The organism is Bradyrhizobium sp. AT1 (assembly GCF_001590795.1).
In the GTDB taxonomy this organism is placed as follows: Bacteria; Pseudomonadota; Alphaproteobacteria; order Rhizobiales; family Xanthobacteraceae; genus Bradyrhizobium.
The window spans coordinates 6954120-6974712 of the sequence record NZ_JXDL01000001.1 but is presented as its reverse complement, the minus strand read 5'-3'; the positions used below and the strand labels follow the sequence as shown (position 1 = coordinate 6974712).

The 20593-nt window shown below is 65.8% G+C and carries 3 protein-coding genes (1 of these 3 running past the window's edge); 2 read left to right on the top strand and 1 reads right to left on the bottom strand.

Annotated features, from left to right (window positions below):
• The first annotated feature begins 47 nt into the window (after positions 1-47).
• Both SE92_RS32100 and SE92_RS32095 read left to right on the top strand, forming a co-directional pair.
• Positions 48-1289 (top strand): efflux RND transporter periplasmic adaptor subunit, encoded by a 1242-nt coding sequence (locus SE92_RS32100; RefSeq protein WP_063202528.1) that lies wholly within the window; start codon positions 48-50, stop codon positions 1287-1289.
• Entirely contained in the window at positions 1286-4435 is a 3150-nt protein-coding gene (locus SE92_RS32095) for an efflux RND transporter permease subunit (protein WP_063202525.1), read from the top strand. The genes SE92_RS32100 and SE92_RS32095 overlap by 4 nt, the downstream gene beginning before the upstream one ends.
• Positions 4436-4471: 36 nt before the next feature.
• Here SE92_RS32095 and SE92_RS37425 read toward each other — a convergent pair whose 3' ends face one another.
• On the bottom strand, positions 4472-20593 hold the 3' portion of the coding sequence (locus SE92_RS37425; protein WP_283806808.1) for a tandem-95 repeat protein. The gene runs 14754 nt beyond the window's last position; the window shows 16122 of its 30876 coding nt (coding positions 14755-30876); its start codon lies off the right edge, out of view; its stop codon occupies positions 4472-4474.

The window sequence follows — 20593 nt, the reverse complement described above, 5'->3', positions numbered from 1 at the left end:
CGGTGAACCACCGGACCGGTCTCGAGCCCGGTTGCAATGAGCGCACAATGACCCTTGCTGGCGTCTCGGTCAGGCTTCTGGCGACAACTCTGCTGACGATCATCGCCGGCGGGCTGGCCCGGACCCAACCCGCCGCGCCGGGCCCACCCGCGGTCGGCGTCGTAGAGGCGACCAGGCGACCGATCACCGAGAGCAGTGAATTTCTCGGGCGGATCGAGGCGATCAATCGGGTCAATGTCGTCGCGCGCGTCACCGCATTTCTGGAACGTCGCCTGTTCGAGGAAGGCGCCGAGATCAGCAAGGGCGATGAGCTTTACCGGCTGGAGCGGGGCCCCTTCGAAGCGGATCTCGCCTCGAAACAGGCGCAGGTAGCGCAGCTTCAAGCGACTCTCGACAACGCCAAGCAGACGACGGAACGTGCGCGAACCCTGCTCGGGGGCCCTGCCGGGCAACAATCCACTTACGACGCCGCCATCGCGAACCAGCTCAGTCTCGAAGCCCAGGTCCAGGCCGCACAAGCCCAGGTCCAGGCCTCCCGGATCAATCTCGACTACACCAGGATCAGTGCACCGATCGCCGGCAAGATCGGACGCACGGCATTGACGGAGGGCAACGTCGTCGGCCCAAGCTCGGGCGTGCTGACCACCATCGTCAGCCAGGACCCGATGTACGTCACCTTCCCCGTACCGCTGCGCCAGGGACTGGAACTGCGGGAACGATACGGGCCGCGAGGCGGCCTGGAAGCCGTCGTCATCAGGCTGCGACTGCCCGACGGCCGGATGTACGGCCAGTCCGGCAAGCTGAATTTCGTCGACAACACCATCGCTCAGAACACGGACACGATCACCGTACGCGGCGAGATCGGCAATCCTATCCTGCGGACGTCCTCGGCGGCCGGCGTCACCGTTCACGAACTGACCGACGGCGAGTTCGTGACCGTCGTGCTGGAGGGCGTTCAGCCGATCGAGGTGCTGGCGATCCCGCGCTCCGCCGTGCTCTCGGACCAGCAGGGCGACTATGTTCTCGTTGTCGGCGCCGACAACAAGGCCGAGCAGCGCCGCATCCAGCTCGGACAATCGACCCCGACCATCGCAGCGGTCATCACAGGACTCGCGGCCGGCGACAGGGTGATCGTCGAAGGCCTGCAGCGGATTCGCCCCGGCCAGGTCGTTTCGCCGGGGCCGGCAAGTCCACTGATCCTGTCGAGCATGAAGGCTGCGGACGGTGCGAACCCGCAAGCAGCTCCCAGCACCTCCGGCAAGACCGGCCGGGCGGGTGACAGGCCATGATGTCCGCTGTCTTCATCGATCGTCCCCGGCTGGCGATGGTGATCGCCTTCATCATCACCATCGCCGGCGCGCTGGCGCTGATGCAGATCCCGGTGGCACAATTTCCGGACATCGTGCCCCCACAGGTCACCGTCTCCGGCACCTTCCCGGGAGCGTCCGCCGACGTCGTCGAGAGCAGCGTCGCCCAGCCCTTGGAGGCACAGATCATCGGCGTCGACCGCGCGCTCTACATGAAATCGACCAGCGCCAGCGACGGCAGCTACACGCTGACGGTTTCGTTCGCGCTCGGCACAAACCCCGACATCAACACCGTCAATGTCAACAACCGCGTGCAGAGCGCGCTGTCGCAGTTGCCGACCGAAGTGCAGCAGCAGGGGGTAACGGTCCGCAAACGGTCCTCGTCGATCCTGCAATTCCTCGTTCTTTACAGCGCCAATGGCGAGCAGGACCCGCTGTTCATCACGAACTACGCCATCATCAACGTACTCGATGCGATCGCGAGCACCCCGGGGGTGGGCCAGGCCAACCTGTTCGCCAAGATGAACTACTCGATGCGGATCTGGTTCGACACGCAGCGGCTTACCAGCCTCAATCTCACGCCGTCGGATGTCATTGCCGCAATTCGCACGCAAAGCATCCAGGCCCCGGTCGGCCGCATCGGGGCGCGGCCGATCAGCGATGACCAGCAATTCCAGTTCAACGTGCAAACCCTGGGCAGGCTCGCAACCGTCGATCAATTCGCTGATATCGTGCTGCGTGCCAACCCGGACGGCTCGTCCCTGCTGGTGAAGGACGTTGCTCGCGTCGAGATGGGCGCACAGAACCTCGACAGCGAAGCGCGGATCGACGGGCGCGCGGCCGTTCCGGTCGCGATTTATCTGGCGCCGGGCGCCAATGCGGTGACCACCGCACAGGCCGTGGCGGCGACGATGCAGCGGCTGTCGCAGCACTTCCCCACCGGACTGAGCTACCTGGTGCAATACGATTCCACGAGCTTCGTCCGCGACACCATCGCGGAAGTGCTGCAGACGCTGGGCGAAGCCTTCGTGCTGGTCGTGATCGTGGTGTACCTCTTCCTCGGCAATCTCCGGGCCACGGTGGTCCCCGCGATCGCGGTTCCCGTGAGCCTGATTGGCACTTTCGCCGTCCTGCTGGTGCTGGGCTATTCCGCCAACACGGTCTCCCTGCTGGCGATGGTGCTCGCGATCGGCATCGTCGTGGACGACGCCATCGTCGTCGTCGAGAACGTCGAACGGGTGATGGAGGAGGAGCCCACCCTTTCCTCCACCGAGGCCAGCAAGAAGGCCATGACGCAGATCACCGCGCCGATCATCGCGATCACCCTGGTGCTGCTGTCGGTCTTCGTACCCATCGCATTCATTCCAGGCGTTTCCGGAACGCTATTTCGCCAGTTCGCGGTGACGATCAGCGCCGCGATGATGATTTCGGCGTTGAACGCGCTGACACTGTCACCTGCCCTGTGCGCGCTGTTCCTGCGCCACACCGGTCCCAGGCGCGGCATCATGGGCCGCGTCCTCGGCTCAATCGATTGGATTCGTGACCGCTACAGCAGCGGCGTCCGGCGTCTCGTGCGCGTGGCCGGCCTCTCTCTCCTGTTCGTCGCGCTGCTGGCCGCCGGCGTCTTCGGCATGTCGCTGATCACGCCGACGGGTTTCCTGCCCGAGGAAGATCAGGGCGCCTTCTTTACCTCGGTCCAACTGCCGGACGGTGCGTCGGTGGCGCGAACCAGCGAGGTCACCCGGCAGGTCGAAGCCGTCCTCAAGCAGCTGCCGGCCGTGGACCACGTCCTGGCCATCGTCGGCTTTTCCCTGCTCGACGGCGCATCGGAATCGAACAGCGCCCTCGTCGTCACTCGCTTGAAGCCATTTGCCGATCGCAAGGCAGCAACGAATTCCGCGCAAGCGCTGATCCGGCAGACTTTCGCGGTCGGCGCGCAGATCCGACAGGCCAATGTGCTGCCGTTCAACCTGCCACCGATCATCGGTCTCTCCACCGGCGGCGGCTTCGAATACCAGCTCCAGGCATTGGAAGGGCAGAGCCCGGCCGAGATCTCGAGCGTCACCAACGCGCTGATCGGCGCCGCCAATGCCGATCCTCGTCTGGCGCGGGTCTTTTCCACGTTCACCGCGACCAATCCGTCCATCCATCTCGACATCGACCGTGGCAAGGCGCAGGCGCTCGGAGTAGGGATCAGCGACATCTTCACCGCCCTGCAGGCGACGCTCGGCGGCATCTACGTCAACAATTTCAACCGGTTTGGCCGCACCTGGCAGGTCAACGTCCAGGGCGAAGCATTCGATCGCGGCGATATCTCGGACATCTGGCGCATCTATCTGCGCAATAGCACCGGGCAGATGGTGCCGATCAGATCACTGGCCGGGATCAGGATCGTGACTGGCCCCCAGGTGATCACCCGCTACAACAATTACCGCTCGGTGACGGTGAACGGCAGCCCGGCGCCCGGGGTCTCTTCAGGCACCGCAATGGCTGCGATGGCCGATGTCTCCAATGCCGTACTGCCTGACGGTTACAGCTTTGCGTGGACCGGCACCGCCTATCAGGAGCAGCAGGCCGCCGGCCAGACCGGCATCGTGCTGATGCTTGCCGTGCTGTTTGCCTATTTGTTCCTGGTGGCGCTCTATGAGAGCACGGTGATCCCGATCCCGGTGCTGCTGTCCGTCGTCGTCGGCGTGCTCGGCTCCTATGTCGGCATCAATCTCGCAGGCCTCAATCTCGACCTCTACGGCCAGATCGGGCTGGTGGTGCTGATTGCGCTCGCCGCCAAGAACGGCATTCTGATCGTCGAATTCGCCAAGGAGCGACGCGAGGCAGGCGTGGCGCTCGACGACGCCGCGGTCCAGGGCGCGCATATGCGCTTCCGCGCGGTCATGATGACCTCCGTCGCCTTCATCCTTGGTCTCCTGCCGCTCGTGATCGCGACCGGCGCCGCGGAGCTCAGCCGCAGGGCTGTCGGTACGGCAGTGTTCGCGGGCATGCTCGCGGCAAGCTCGATCGGAATCTTCCTGGTGCCGATGCTCTACGTGACTTTCCAGCACCTGCGGGAGCTGATGAAGAGCAAGCCATTGCCTGCCAGCGAGTTACCCCGGCCGCCGAGTGAACGGTGAGTCCCGCTTGCGCAGGATCGACGGTCGGGGGCTGCGTCAGGCGAAGAAGTCTGTCGGATGCGCCGCAGTCTCCTTGCGCCAAGCGAGATCGGCCGCACCAGGATTGCTGCCGAACGCCGACATCTCCTGCCGCATCAGCGCGAGCAGCGTGGACGACTGATCCGTCGTCCCCTCACCCGCCGCGCGTCCGGCCCAACCGTCAGCGTCGGCGCCGGGCTGCGACGGACCGGCGGCGCCTGCCCCAGCACCCGCTCCGTTCGGCTTGTCCGGCCCTGCCATCGCATCCATCGCGCGCCAGAACTGCTCACCAATCGAAGGCGCGGGATTCGCGGACAGGATCTCGAGCGCGGAGGCCAGGGTTTGGGCCGAGCTCGCGGCGCTGCCGGTGGCGAGCGGTTGCGTCGCCCGCGTCAATGCGGCATCGGCATAGTCCATCGTGCGCCCGTCAGTGCGGGTGTAGCTCCCGCGATTGACGATCACGGTGCTGCCGAACTCCCAGGACGCATCCGTCGCGGATGCCGTCAGATTGATCGAGCGCACACCAGCGGTTGACAGCGACAGGACCTCCCCGTCCTGCGCGGAACCGTCGCCGTTGCGGTCCTGCCACAGGTTGAAATCGCCGAAACGAATGTCGTCGGCAGAAAGCATTCCGTCGCGGTTGCTGTCGAAGGCGCGCAGGCCTTCGAGATCGGAGCGCGCACCCGCCACATCGTCGGCAAAGCTCAACTCCGAAATGCCGCTCACGGTTCTGTTGCGGTCGCGATCGAGGAACAGGAACGCTTCCGTGGTCCCGATCCAACTGGTGTCGTCGGCTGTTCCGTCGCCGTCGATATCAAACGTCGCGGAGGACTGGCTGGCGGTTGTGGTTTCCACCCCGAGGCCGTCGAGATCGAGGATGATCGGCGCCGCCAGCGTGACCGTCTCGCCGTTGCGGAAGATGAGCCTTTCGATGCTCGTGAGCGTGTCGACGCCGTCGCTGCCATTCGCGGTGGAATTGTCGGTAACCTGAACCGACCCCGCCGACGTGACGATCGAATAGGTCGACATCACACCATTGTAATAGGCGATGTCAGTGCCGTTGCCGCCATTGATGGTGTCGTTGCCGGCCATGCCCCAGAACGAATCATCGCCGTCATTGCCGTTGAGCGTGTCGTTGCCGATGCCGCCGGCCAGACGGTCCGCGACAGCGCCCCCGGTGATGACGTCGTTTCCGCCGGCGCCGTAGATGCTGTTCAGAGCGATCGCATCGCCGACCAGCGTGTCGACGCCGGCGGTCCCAACAACCCAGCCCTCGAAGGCGTTCGAGATGGTGAGGCTGACGGTGGCCGTTGCTGTCGCGACACCATCACTGATCGTATAGGTGAAGCTGTCGTTCCCTTCGTATCCGAAATCGGGCGTGTAGCTGACGCCCTGCCCGTCGATCACGACGGTGCCCTTGGGCGGGGCGCCGACAGAGACAATGGTCAGATTGTCGCCGTCGATATCGATGTCGTTGGCGAGCAGGCTTGCGCGCGCGATGGCGAGCGTGTCGCCATGGGTAACGGAGAACGGACCGTCATTGGCCGCGACCGGCTTGTCGTTGACAGGCGTGATCGTCAGGGTGAAGACGTCACTGGTCGTGAGCGTGCCGTCGCTGGCGGTGACCTTGATGTCGATCGCGCCGTTGAAATTGAGCGGCGGAGTGCCGGCAAACCTGGCGCCCGTCAGCGTCAGCCAGGACGGCAGCGGGCTGCCATCTGCCAACGTTGCGGTATAGGTCAGCGTGTTGCCATCAGGATCGGTGAAGCGGCCGGTCGGGATCGTGTAGGAGACCGCTGCATCCTCCGCCGAATTGACGTCGGATAGCGGCACCGAGACCACCGGCGCGTCGTTCACCGGCGTGATGGTCAGCGCGAAGATGTCGCTCGCCGTCAGCGCACCGTCGCGGGCAGTGACCTTGATGCTGAGCGTGCCGTTGTAGTTCGCCGGGGGCGTGCCGGTGAAGGTGGTGCCGTCGAAGCTCAGCCAGGTCGGCAGCGCGGCGCCGGTGGAGAGCGTCGCCGTGTAGGTCAGCGTGTCGCCGTCGATATCGGTGAAGCTGCCGGCAGGAAGCGTGATCGCCAGCGGCGTATCTTCCGGCGACGACACGTCAGGAAGCGGCACGGCCAGCACCGGCGCGTCGTTCTTCGGCGTGATGTTCAGCGTAAAGACGTCGCTGGCCGACAGCGAACCGTCGCTCGCGGTGACCTGGATGTCGATGGCGCCGTTGAAGTTGAGCGGCGGGGTGCCGGTGAACTTGGTGCCGGTCAGCGTCAGCCAGGACGGTAGCGGGCTGCCATCCGCGAGTGTCGCCGAATAGGTCAACGTGTTGCCGTCCGGATCAGTGAAGCGGCCGGCCGGGATCGTGTAGGAGATCGCGGTGTCCTCCGCCGAATTGACGTCGGACAGCGGCACCGCAACCACGGGCGCGTCGTTCACCGGCGTAATGGTCAGTGCAAAACTGTCGCTGACCGCCAATGCGCCGTCGCGCGCGGTGACCTTGATGCTGATCGTACCGTTGTAATTCGCCGGCGGCGTGCCGGTGAACGTCGTGCCGTCGAAGCTCAGCCAAGTCGGCAGCGCCGCGCCGGTGGAGAGCGTTGCGGTGTAGGTCAGCGTATCGCCGTCGACATCGGTGAAGCTGCCGGCGGGAAGCGCGATCGACAGCGCCGTATCTTCCGGCGACGTCACGTCGGGCAACGGCACGGACAGCACCGGCGCATCGTTCTTCGGCGTGATCGTCAGGGTGAAGACGTCGCTGGCCGAGAGCGTACCGTCGCTCGCGGTGACCCGGATGTCGATGGCGCCGTTGAAGTTGAGCGGCGGCGTGCCGGCAAACTTGGTGCCGGTCAGCGTTAGCCAGGACGGCAGCGGGCTGCCGTCCGCAAGCGTGGCCGAATAGGTCAACGGATTTCCGTCGACATCGGTGAAGCGGCCGGTGGGGATCGTGTACGAGACCGCGGCGTCCTCCGCCGAATTGACGTCGGACAGAGGGACTGCCAGCACGGGCGCATCGTTTACGGGCGTGATCGTCAGCACGAAGATGTCGCTGGCCGACAACGCGCCGTCACTGACCGTGACCTTGATGCTGACCGTGCCGTTGTAGTTGGCCGGCGGCGTGCCGGTAAAGGTGGTGCCGTCGAAGGTCAGCCAGGAGGGCAACGCGGCCCCGCTGGACAGCACCGCCGTGTAGCTCAGCCGGTTGCCATTGACGTCGGTGAAGCTGCCGGCCGGGATCGCCACCGACACCGCGGTGTCTTCCGGCGAGGAGACGTCGGGCAGCGGGATCGAGACCACCGGCGCGTTATTCACCGAGGGGATCGTCAGGCGGAATACGTCGCTCGCCGTGAGCGACCCGTCGCTCGCCGTGACCTTGATGTCGATCGCGCCGGTGTAGTTGGTGGGCGGCGTGCCGGTGAAGGTCGCACCATCGAAGGCCAGCCACGACGGCAACGCGCTGCCGTCGGCCAGTGTTGCCGTCAGTGCCAGCGCATCGCCATCGAGATCGGCGAAGCTGCCAGCCGGGACCGAGATCGTGACGCGGACGTTTTTCGGCGAGACGATATCGGCCAGCGGCTGCGCCAACGCTGGCGCATCGTTGGCAGGTGTGATCGTCAGGCGGAACACATCGCTCGCCGTAAGCGCACCGTCGCCGGCGACGACCTTGATGTCGATCGCGCCGTTGTAGTTCGCCGGCGGGGTGCCGGTGAAGGTCGTGCCGTCGAAGCTGAGCCAGGACGGCAGCGCGCTGCCGTCGGCCAGCGTCGCGGAATAGACCAGTGCATCGCCGTCGACATCCGCGAAACTGTCGGTCGGGATCGTGATCGAGACCGGAGCATCTTCCGGCGACGACACGTCAGCCAAGGGCTGCGTCGCCACCGGCGCGTCGTTCACCGGCGTGATGGTCACGCGGAAGACGTCGCTCGCCGAGCGTGCGCCGTCGCTGGCTGTCACCAGGACATCGAAATGGCCGTTGAAATCCGCCGGTGGCGTGCCGGTGAAAGTCGTACCGTCGAAGCCGAGCCAGGACGGCAGCGCGCTGCCGTCGGCCAGCGTCGCCGAATAGGTCAGCGGCTCGCCATTGGGGTCGGTGAAGCTGCCGGCCGGGATCTCGATCGAGAGCAGCGCATCCTCGGATGAAGACACGTCGACCAGCGGCACCGATAGCACCGGTGCATCGTTGGCCGGCGCGATCGACACCAGCAACTCCCGCACAGTCTGAGCAGTGCCATCGAATGCTGCGATCTCGAGCTGGACCGTGCCGTTGAAATTGGCGGGTGGATCGCCACTCAGCACCCGCGTCTGCGGGTCGTAGGTCAGCCAGGCCGGCAGCGCCGCGCCGCCCTTGCCTCGGATTTCGACCAGCAGCGCGTCACCGTCGAAGTCGGTAACGAAGCCAGCCGGCAGGGCAACGCTGAAGTGCTGGTCCTCCGTTCCCTTGAGCACGGGAACCGCGGAGATAACCGGCGCGTCGTTGACCGCCGCTACGTTGATATTGACCCGCGTCGTCGCGGTCAGACCGGTGGAATCCTCGATCTCGTAGTCGAACCATGCCGGTCCGTTGAAATCGGAATTCGGCGTGATCCGAAGCTGACCGAAGCCGAGATCGGCGACCGTCACGCCCGAGGTTGCCACGATCCGTGTGAGCACGAACGCCTGCTGGTCGGCATCGCTGTCATTGGCCAGCAGCTGGCTCGCAAACAGCGTCAGCGGCGAATCCTCGCGCATGTCGAGCGTATCGGGGCGCGCGACCGGGGCGTCGGCGACCGGCAATACGTTGATCGTCACGGTCGTCGAGACCGCGAAATCCTGCTCGTTCTTGACGGAATAGTGCAGCACCAGCTCGCCGTTGAAATTCGCGGCCGGCGTGACCCGATATTTTCCATTCGCGAGCAACTCCGCACCTTCGAGCCCGACAAAGGTCAGGGTCGATCCCTCGGGCGCAACGTCGTTCGCCATCAGGGCGGCGGGGTCGATGTCGATGAAGCCGTCCTCGAGCACCTCGAAGCCGACATCCGACACCGGGATCGGCAGCGGCACGTTGGGCGCGACCAGCAGCGTCACGAAGCCGACGCTGGAAGCGCCATGGCTGTCGGTGACGCGATAGTGGAAGCCGGCATCGCCGATATAGCCGGCGTTCGGCGTGAAGACCGCGGTCGAGCCGACGCGGATCACCGTGCCCTGGTCGCCGTCGAACACCTCGACGATCTCGAAGCTGTCGCCTTCGACGTCGCGGTCGTTGGCGATCAGCGCGGCGAAATCGATCGTGATGGCCTGGTCCTGGGTCGTCCTGAACACGCCCTGGGGATCGTTGGCCGTCCCGGCTCCATCCGGATTGGCGATCGGCGCATCGTTCACCGCGGCGACGTTGAACGTCACGGTACCGGTCGAGGTCTTGCGGCCGTCGGAGACCGTGTAGCTGAAATTAACCGCGCCGCTGATGTTCTCGTTCGGCACGAACTGCCAGCGTCCATCGGGCAGCTCGATGATGCGGCCGTTGCCGGCGCTGCGTGACAGCGACTGGAACGTGATGGTGTCGCCATCGGCGTCGCTGTCGTTGCCGAGAAGGTCGGCCGTCGTGAACTCGAGCGGCGTGTCCTCGTCGGTCGCGAACACGTCGCTCGCCGCGATCGGCGCGCGGTTGGTCGAGGCGACGTTGACCTTGACCTTGCCCGTGCTCGAGCCGTTGGTGTCGTCGGTCACGATGTATTCGAACGAGGCGACACCCTCGAAATTGTGGTCGGGCGTGAACACGATGTGGGTGCCGTCGAAGCTGACGGTGCCATGGCTCGCGTTGGCGACATCGACGAAGCGGATCGGGTTGTTGTCGACGTCGTAGTCGTTGGCAAGCAGCGTCGCCGGATCGATCAGCAGCGGCGTGTCCTCGATCGCCGCGACCGTATCTTCGACCGTGGTCGGCGGATCGTTGACAGCGGCGACATGCACGACGGCCGCGCCGGTCGAAGGACCTTCGTGGTCGTCGGTCACGATATAGCTGAAGCCGTCATCGCCAGAGAAGGCATCCGCCGGCGTATAGACGGCGAAGGCCCCGGCATTGCCGTCGAAATGCTGGCTCAGGGTTGCGCTCTGGCTGTCGCCGCCGAGCGTCCGCGTGAAGCGAATGTCGAGATTCACAGCGAATGCCAGCGGCACATCGCCCGAAAGCGCACCGGTCGCGCTGTCGATGGTGAGCCAATCCGGCAGCGCCGAGCCGTCGGCCAGCGTCGCGCTCCAGACCGCACCGTCGAGCTGGCCGAGCCCGGCTGGCGGCGCGATATTGGCGTGGGCGAGCTCGATGACGAGCGAGCCATTGGCCGGCTGCCCAAGCGACAGAATGCGCAAGGCGTCGCGGTCGCGATCGAAGTCGTTGCGCAGCAGGTCGACCACCGCGAAGCGTGTGGTCTGGCCCTCGCGTCCCGTCAGATTGTCGACCGCGGCGTCCGGCCGCTCACGCGTCGGCTTCACGTCGTAGAAGATCAGCGCCGGAGTGCCGGAGACGCCGCCCTTCTCGTCCGTCGCGTCGTAGCTCAGCACAACCGTGCCGTTGAAGTCGGTAGGAACCGTGACGTTGATCTGCTCGGGCGAGACCACCGTGGAGATCGGGAACGGCGAAATCTTGAAGGTGTCGTCGACCACGGCTTCGGTGATGATCGACATCGCCGGATGGCCGTTGCCGGCGGCGATATCGAGGCGGACCGGCAGCGCGCCGACCCAGTTGGCCGGCGGCATGCCGGAGAAGGTAAAGGTCGCCGGATCGAAGCTCAGCCAGTCCGGCAGCGGCGCGCCGCTCTCGCGCGTCGCGGTGATCGCACCGGCGCCCTTCAGGTCCAGCGCGAACAGGCCCTGGCCGGCGAAATAGGAATCGCCTTCCAGCGCCTGGTTGATCGCCGTCATCTGGCTCGCGAGATCGCCGTGCGGATCGACGACGAATTCCAGCGTGAAGCCCCGATTGCTCGACGCATAGGTCCCGTCGGGAAGCACGCGCGGGGTCGGCGTGAACACGACCTGCAGGCGCGCCAGCTGCGCATCCGTATCCGGCGCGAAGCCGCTCAGGCTGACCGTGCGCGTCGCGGCGTCGAAGGACAGCCAATCCGGCAACGGGCGGCCGCCGATGATCGAGGCCGAAACCGTCCCGCTCCTGGTGTCGAGCAGCGCGATCTGGCTGTCATAGCTGACGCCGGCCGGCAGCGTCGCCGGATCCAGCGTCATGCTGTCGGTGAAGGTCTTGGGGCTGCCGCCACCCGCGGCCGGATGCGTGAAGGTGAGCTGGACGCTGATCGGGTCCGTCGTCCCCTCGGGCGGCGTTCCCGTGAACTGCAGCGTCTGGGCATTGAAGCTGAGCCAGGACGGCAGCACGGAGCCATCGGCGAGCGTGGCCGCGACGGTCGTGTCCGCATCGAGATCGGACGCGTCGAACTCGTAATCGACCGCGAAGGCGGAGCGGATCTCGTACCCCTTCAGGACATCGGTCCTGGCATCGAAGCCGCCCGAGATGTCGCCTGCCGTGAGCTCGAAGCGAGTGTTGAAGATCCGTCCATTGGAGGGATCGCGCAGCCAGACGTCGACGGAGAGCGGATCCATTCCGGCCGGCGGCGACCCCGCAAACCGCATGGTGGCGGCATCGAACTGCAGCCAGGACGGCAGCGCCGAGCCGTCGGCCAGGGCCGCGCTGACCTCGTAGCCGGCCGAGAGATAGCGGTGGTCGATCACGCCGAGCACAGTCGAGCGCTTGAAGAACAGCACGTCGCCGTCCGCGTCGATGTCGTTGCCGAAGGCCTCGCCGGGGATCACGAACAGCGGACCGTCTTCGAGGCCGCTGACATAGTCGTTGCGCACGACCGGAGCTTCGTTGCGCGGCAGCACCGTGATCGCGACATAGGCGGTTGCGGTGCCGCCATGGCCGTCGCTGATCGTGTACTGGAAGCCGGCGGCGCCGTTGTAGTCCGGCGTCGGCCGGAACTCGATCATGCCGTCGTCGCGCAGGCGCACCTTACCGCCATCGGCGAACCGGGCGATGCTGTCGAGAACCAGCGTGTCGCCGTTCTCGTCGGTGTCGTTGGCGAGGATCGTCGCCGGATCGATCACGAGGATCTGGTCTTCGAGCGTCCGGTAGCCATAATCGTTGTAGGCCTTCGGCGCGTCGTTGAGCGGCTTGACCTTGAAATCGTAGGTCAGTGTCGCCGCTGCGCCGCGCGCGTCGATCACGTCATATTCGATGCTGGCCTGGCCGAGGGAGGCCGGCGTGAAGGTGATGGTGCCGGTCGCCTGGTCGAACACCAGGCTGCCATTGTTGGCGGGGTTGTTGTCGAGACCGCCATGCAGGCCGACGAAGGTGAAGCTGTCGCCCTCGATGTCGTACGTGTTCGCCATCAGATCGGCGACCGTAACGGTGGTATCCTGGCCGAGACGGATCCAGCGATAGGTGTCGCGATCGCGGGGTGCGTCGTTGACGGGCGAGATCGAGATTTCGACCTTGGCGGTCGAGGTCGCGTCGCTGGCATCGGCCAGCGTGTAGACGAAGCCTGCCGCGCCGAAATAGTCCGGGCGCAGCTTGAACTGGATATAGTCGCCATCCAGCCGGGCGGAGACGTTGCTGCCCTCGAACCGGTAGTCGGTGTCCTTGTAGCTGTCGATCGCCTGTCCGGACGTGTTGGTCAGCGGCGCGATCGAAACGATGTGCAGGCCTTCCAGATCGGCGTCACCGTCGACGTCGAAATCGTTAGCGAGCAGCGTGTCTATCCGGATCCGCAGGATCTGGTCCTCGACGCCGTAGACCAGCGCATCATCCACCGCCGTCGGCGCGTCGTTGACTGCCGCAAGATCGACCTCGACCCGGGCCGTGGATTCGCGGCCGAACTGGTCGCGGACGGTGTAGTTAAAGAAGGCATCGCCATTGTAGTTCTGCGCACCCAGGAATTCGATCTTGCCGTCCTCGCGCACGCGCACGGTGCCGTTCACCGCGTTGCCGACACCGGCGAGCGTTAAATTGACCGCGCTGTCGCCATCGTTGGCGAACAGGGTCGCCGGGTCGATCACGACCGGCTCGTCCTCGACGCCGAGATGCACGATATCGTCGGCGGCGTTGAGGCGGCCGAGCTGCTGCAGCTGATCGATCCGGTCGCGATTCCAGACCGTGCCGTTAGCGAACACGACTTCCTCGATGCCGCTCTGGGCGCCGAGGAAATGATCGGTGACGCGCACGGTATCGATCAGGAAGCCGTCCTGCCGCTCGAATTCGAGCAGGAGGTCGTTGCCCTCGCGGATGACAGAGACGTCCTTCGGCGCGATCGCCGACGACAGCACCAGGCGATCGGTGTCGGTCTCCGCTCCCTGCTCGGTGATGACGTCTTGGCCGTCGTCGAGGCCGAACAGGTAGGTGTCCGAGCCGGCCCCGCCGGCGATGGCATCGTTGCCGCGAAGACCCTGGAACCTGTCGTCGCCGGCGCTGCCGGTGAACTGATCGTTCCAGAGCGAGCCCACGAGCATCTCGATCGAGGAGAGCTGGTCGCCGGCCGCCTCGCCAGCGGTGCCGAGGCCAGTCGCCAGATTGACCGCGACGCCCTCGTCGGCACGGCTGTAATCGGCGATGTCGAAACCGCCGCGTCCGTCGATGATATCAGCGCCACGTCCGCCGCGGATGCGGTTGTCGCCGGCGTCGCCGCTGATCGTATCGTCCTGATACGAGCCCTGGACGATTTCGATCCCGGAGAAGGTATCGCCGAGCGCGTCGCCGCCGCCGGCGGCACCGTTGGCCATGTCGACGATGACCCCTTCGGTCGACAGCGTGTAGTCGGCCGTATCGATGCCGTCGCCGCCGATCAGCTGGTCCGCGCCACGGCCGCCGATCAAGGTGTCGTCGCCGGCATTGCCGATCAGGATGTCGTCGCCGCGGCCGCCCGACAGGATGTTGGCGAGCGCATCGCCTTCCAGCGTGTCGTCGACATCGGTACCGGTCAGGTTCTGGATATCGGTCAGAACATCGCCCTCGGCGTCGCCGCCATGGGCGGTGCCTGAGGCCAGCGAGATCGACACGCCGGTCGCACCGAAGCTGTAATCGGCCGTGTTGTTGCCGAGGCCACCGTCGAGCAAATCGGCGCCTGCTCCGCCGTTCAGGATGTCGTCGCCCGCGCCGCCGAGCAGGATGTCGTTGCCGGCGCGCCCCTCCAGGAGATCGTTGCCGTCGCGGCCTTCGAGCCGGTTGTCGGCGGCATCGCCGCCGAGCTGATCGGCATATTGCGAGCCGATCAGCGCCTCGATGCCGATATAGGTGTCGCCTTGCGCGTAGCCGCCCTGGCCGACACGCGATTCGAGGTCTGCACGCACGAGGAAGTCGGAGTTCTCAAAGGTGACGGTATCATAGCCGTCGCCGCCCGTGATGCGATCGGCGCCGTCGCCGGCGTCAATCCAGTCGTCGCCCGCGCCTGCATCGATCTGATCGTCGCCGTTGCCGGCTTCGATGCTGTCGTTGCCGCCGCCGCCCAGCACGAAATCGTTGCCACCGAGCGCCTGGATCAGATCCGCGCCCTCGGTGCCGACGAGGTAATCGGCTTTCGCCGTGCCGCGCAGAAGGCCGTTATAGCTGTCGGCCACCGACGCCATCGCAAAGCCGGTGTCGGTCGCGCCATCGGTGTCGGCGATGCGGTACTCGACTGCGACTTGGCCGGTAAAACCGTCCGGGAAGTGCACGATGATGAACTTCTCACCGTTCCAGTCGACCACCTCGGCGGTGCCGCGCGGCACGCGCTGGCCGAGCGCGAGCGCATCCGCATCATAGACGCCGTCGACGCCGACGAAGGCCGGGCGGGCGCGGTTTGGGTTGTCGAGGTCGTCGTCGATCACGCCGTCGCCGTCGTGATCGGCCTGCTCGATATCGTAGTCGTTCTTCAAGAGATCCGTAACCCGCAGCACCAGCGGCGCGTCGAGCGGCGTGATGAAGCCTTCGTCCTGGCCGACGGTCGGATCGTCGTTGCTCGGGACGATGATGATGTCGACATAGCCTTCGGCCGAGCCGTCGGCATCATCGGTCACCCCGTAGACGAAACCGGAGCTCTGGCTGGCGTCCCGGTTCGGCGTGAACACGAGGTTGCCGTCGGCGTCGAACTCGATCGTGCCGTTCAGCTTCTGGCCCGCATCGCCCCCGAACACCAGCGCATCCCCCGCCGTCGACAGCCGCCAGCCCAGGAAGCGGAGCGGATCGCGGTCCACATCCGTGTCGTTGGCGAGCAGCGTCGCAATCGGAATGACGGTCGGGATATCTTCGTTGACATAGATGACGTCGCGATGCGCGACCGGCGGGGCGTCGCCGACATTTTCGAACCACATCGTGACGGTGGCGCCATCGACCGCACCTTCGTTGTCGCGGACGAGGTAGCTGAACGTCGCCTCGCCCCAGAAATCGGCATCGGGCGTGAAGATGATCGTGCCGTGATCGGTGACGGTGATATCCCCATGCACCGCGTTGCCGGCGCTCTCGAACTGCACCGCGAAGCCTTCGATATCGCTGTCGTTCTTGAGCAGCTCGATGATCGGGATCTCGATCGAATGGTCTTCCGTGCCGCGCAGGAACGGCAGGGTCTGATCGGTGTAGCTGTCGTTGCGGGCGTCCGGCAGGTCGTTGACCGCCTGATAGGCCAGCGTCGCGCGGGCCCACGCGGTTCCGCCGTGACCGTCGTCCACCTGATATTCGAACCAGGCATCGCCGTTGAAATTGGGCGTGGGCGTGAACAGGACGGTGTTGTTCTCGAGCAGCACGGCGTTGCCGCCATGGCTGTTGCGGACGGCAGTGAGCGTCATCGTCTCGCCGTCGTGCTCGATGTCGTTGGCGAGCAGCCGATCGGCCCCGATCACGATCGGATTGTCCTCGCGGATCGGATCGCCGTTGTCGGTCGTCTCGAAGCGATCGTCGTGCAGCTCCGGCGGATCGTTGACGGGCGTAACGGTGAAGTTGACCCGGCCCGTCGAGGTCGCCCCGCTGGGGTCTGCGACGACGTAGTCGAAGTGAGCGCTGCCCCAGAAATAGGCGCGCGGCGTCACATGGATCAGGCCATCGTCACCGATCGCCACGGTGACGTCCGCGTTGGAGATCACCGACTGCACCGTGAGGCCGTCGTGGTCGATGTCGGTGTCGTTGGCACTGAGCGTGCTCGGATCGAGCGTGAAGCCCGTACTTTCGAGCGTCGCATCGATCGTATCGTCATGCGCCACCGGCGCGTCGTTGACCGCGGTGACCTGAATCGTCACCTTCGCCTCGGCCCGGCCGCCTTCGGGCGTGTTCGCGACATAGCTGAACTCGGCGGTGCCGTTGAAATCGGCATTGGGCGTGAAGGTGATGTTGCCGTCGCTGGCCAGCGCCACCGTCCCGTTGACGGCCTGATAGACCTGGCCGACGATCATGCGGTCACCGTCGAGGTCGTTGGCCAAAAGCCGCTCGACTCGGATCACCAGCGAGCCGTCCTCGGCGACGGTGAAGCCCGTATCCGGATAGGCGGTTGCGACCGGCCGCACCTTGAGATCGACCGAAGCCGTGGCGAAGCCGTTGTGGCCGTCGGAAATCGTGTAGCTGATCGAGGCGGAGCCGTAATAGCCGTTGGTCGCGGTGTAGTGAATGTTGCCCTGGGCATCGATGGTGGCAACGCCGGAAGCGCCCGCGTCGACGCCGACGATCGTCAGCGCATCGCCGTCCGCGTCGAAATCGTTGCGCAGCAAATCGCTCGCCTTGATGACGAGCTCGACGCCGGTGGTGACCGAGAAGAAGCCGTCACCGAGCGCCGTCGGGGCACGGTTGCCCAGCAGCTCCCGCAGGGTCTCCTTAGTCCAGACCACGCCATCAGCGAAGACGTAGCTCTCGATGCCCTTGGCATCGGTCGAAAGCGCATCGAACACCGTCAGGCTGTCGGCGCTGTTGCCGGTGAAGCGGATGACGACGGCATCCGAGCCGCGATAAAGCTGCTCGACATGGGCATCCGTCGAGGCGAAGTCGGCGATCTGGATCCGGTCGGTGCCGCTCGTTCCGGAATCGACGATGGTGTCGCTGCCGGCCCCGCGCCCGAACTGATAGAGATCGTCGCCAGCTGCGCCCGACAGCAGGTCGTTGCCTGCCCGCGCGGCAAAGGTGTCGTTGCCGTCGAAGCCGTAGACATTGTCATTGCCAGTGCCGTCGATATCCGACAGCGCGCGGGCGCGCATCGCGTCGCGATTCCAGACTGCGCCGTCGGCGAAGCGCACCGACAGGCCGAACGACGGATTATTGGACGGACTGAGGGCGTCGGTCAGCACCACGCGATCACCGGTCCCTGCGAAGGTGAGCACGAGATCGTTGCTGTCGGGACCGGCGCGGACCGCGGAGACCACGTCGGCGGCGTTGTAGTCGGTCAGGCTCAGCACGTCCGTGCCCTTGCCGACCGCGTTGATCCGATCGTCGCCATCGCCGCGGCGATAAAGATAGGTGTCGTTGCCGTAACCTCCGTCGACGAGATCGTTGCCCTTGCCTCCCACCAGCGTATCGGCGCCATCGGTGCCGATGATGATGTCGTTGCCGTCGGTGGTGAGGCTGGCGAGGATCGCCAGCTTCATATCGGCGACGGTGTACTGCGTGCCGTCGGCGAGCGCGATCGTCTCGACCCCGGCGGAGTTGGCAGCGAGCGCATCGACGATGACGATCTGGTCGGTGGTCCCGGCAAAGCGGATTGCGACATCGTCGCTGTCGGCGGCGATGCGGTGGAAGCTGATCTCCGCGGCGGTGTAGCCGCTGATCTCGAGCCGGTCGGCCGTAGACGAGGCCTTGTCGTTGATGACGTCGCTGCCATCGCCGCGGGCAAAGCGGTAGGTGTCGTTGCCGGCACCGCCGGACAAATGATCGTTGCCGAGACCGCCGATCATGACGTTATTGCCGGCATCGCCGGTGAGCACGTTGTCGGCGAAGCTCGGCGCGCGCGCGATCAGATCGGACGTTCCCCACACCGTGCCATCCGCAAAGCTGATCGTTTCGATCCCGCCTGCGCCGAGCGCGCCTTCGATGGTGATGCGCGCGCCGGTCGACTTCACGATTAGCGTAAAATCAGCCCCGTCCTCGCTCTGCGAGACCGTGATGTCGTCGGGGACGATATCCGCCGCCAGCAGCAGCGTGTCGGTGCCGGCCGCATCGGAGATGCGGTCGTGGCCGCCATGGGCCGCGAAGCGATAGGTGTCGTCGCCGGTGCCGCCTTCGAGCCGATCGTTGCCGATGCCGCCGTCGAGGTCGTCAGCCCCGCCATTGCCGATCAGCAGATCGTCGCCGACACCGCCAGCGAGCGTATTGTCGAGCTCGTCGCCGCGAATGATGTCGTCGCCATCGGTCGCGGTGCGAGCCAGCGCGACCAGGGTCGACGCGGTCCAGACCGTGCCGTCCGTAAAGGTGACGCGCGAGACGCCCATGCCCGGCGTCGCCGGCGAGCCGAGATCGACGCGGTCACCGGTGCCGATGATTTCGAGCACCAGATTGGCCGCGCCGCGCACGACGCGGATATCGCTCGCCAGGATGCCGGCCGCGAAGCTCAGCGTGTTGGTGCCGGAGCTGTCGAGAATGACGTCCTGGCCATCGCCGCGGGCGAACACATAGGTATCGTCGCCACCCGCGCCCTGCAGCACATCGTTGCCGGTGCCGCCGATCAGCGTATCGGCTCCCGCGCTGCCTTGCAGCGTGTCGTTGCCTGCCTTGCCGTCGAGGGTGATGGAGTTGCCCTGGAAGCTTGCGGGAACCGCGAGCGCATCGTCGCCGCTCGACCCTTGCAGGGATCGCGTCAGCACGTCGTTCCAGGTCCAGTTGGTGCCGTCCGCGAAGGCGATCGTCTCGATGGCGCTGGCGCCGTCGAGCGCGCCGGTGACGCGGACCCGGCCACCCTCGTTGTTGATGCGCAGTTCGACGTCGCGGCCGATCTGCACGACGCTGACGTCGGCGGCCACGATCCCCGCGGCGAATTCCAGGCGATCGCTGCCGCCGAGATCGGCGATGGTGTCGCGGCCGTCGCCGCGCGTGAAGCGGTAGATGTCCGTGCCGATGCCGCCGAACAGCTGGTCGTCGCCCTGGCCGCCCTCGAACACGTCGGTGTCGGTCGCGAAGCTGCCGTCGCCGTAACCGGTGATCACGTCGTCGCCGGAGCCGCCGGACATGATGTCGCTGCCGCCGCCGCCGATGATCTGGTCGTTGCCTTCCTGGCCTGCGATCAAATCGTTGCCGAGGCCGCCGTCGATCAAATCGTTATCGGCGCCGCCGGCCAGCCGGTCATTGCCGGCGAACCCGCTGATGGCGTCGTTACCGCCATTGCCGAAAATGCGATCGTCGAGCGCGCTGCCGTTGAGGACGTGACCGGCATCGTCGTCATTGATGCTGATCGAATTGTCGATTGCGATCGGAACGCCGTCGAAATTGGCCGAGGTCAGCGTGGTGGCATCGACGCCTAGCAGGCGCACCAGCTCCTGATCGGGCCCCGACGTCGCCCGCATCATGACCACCGCATCGCTGCCCGATTGCGCTAGGAAGATGCTGCCGCCCTCGAACGGATTGGGATTGCTGGTCATCAGGCGGATGACGTCGCCGCCGGCCCCCGCCTGGAAATCGGTGATGACGTCGGCAACGATGGGCGACGCACCCTGCCGGACCGGCAAGTAGTAATAGGTGTCGCGACCGGCGCCGCCGGTCAGCGTGTCGACGGAACCATCGGCGGAGATGTCGCCGAACTGATCGTTGCCGGCGCCGCCGGACAGAATGTCGGCTCCCTCGCCGCCCCTGAGGTAGTCGTCGCCCGTACCGCCGGTGAGCACGTCATCGGCGGCACTCCCCGCCAGGAATTCGCCCGTGACGGCGACGTCCTCGGCCAGGCGACCACGCACGTCGGCGAGCGACAGCGTCACTCCATCGGCCGCAATCTCGAAGGCGTCGACGAGATCGCCGGCGTTGCTGCCGAGGCCGTTGCGGACGACGATGCGATCCGCGCTCCCGGCGAAGCGGATGACCAGATCCTGGCCGAGCGCGCCGAAGCGGATCTGCGACAAGCTATAGCCTTCGATCCGCAACGTATCGCTCGTTGCGTCACCGCCGTCGGCGATCGTGTCGTCGCCGTCACCGGCCGCGAACACGTAGGTATCGACACCGGTGCCGCCGGA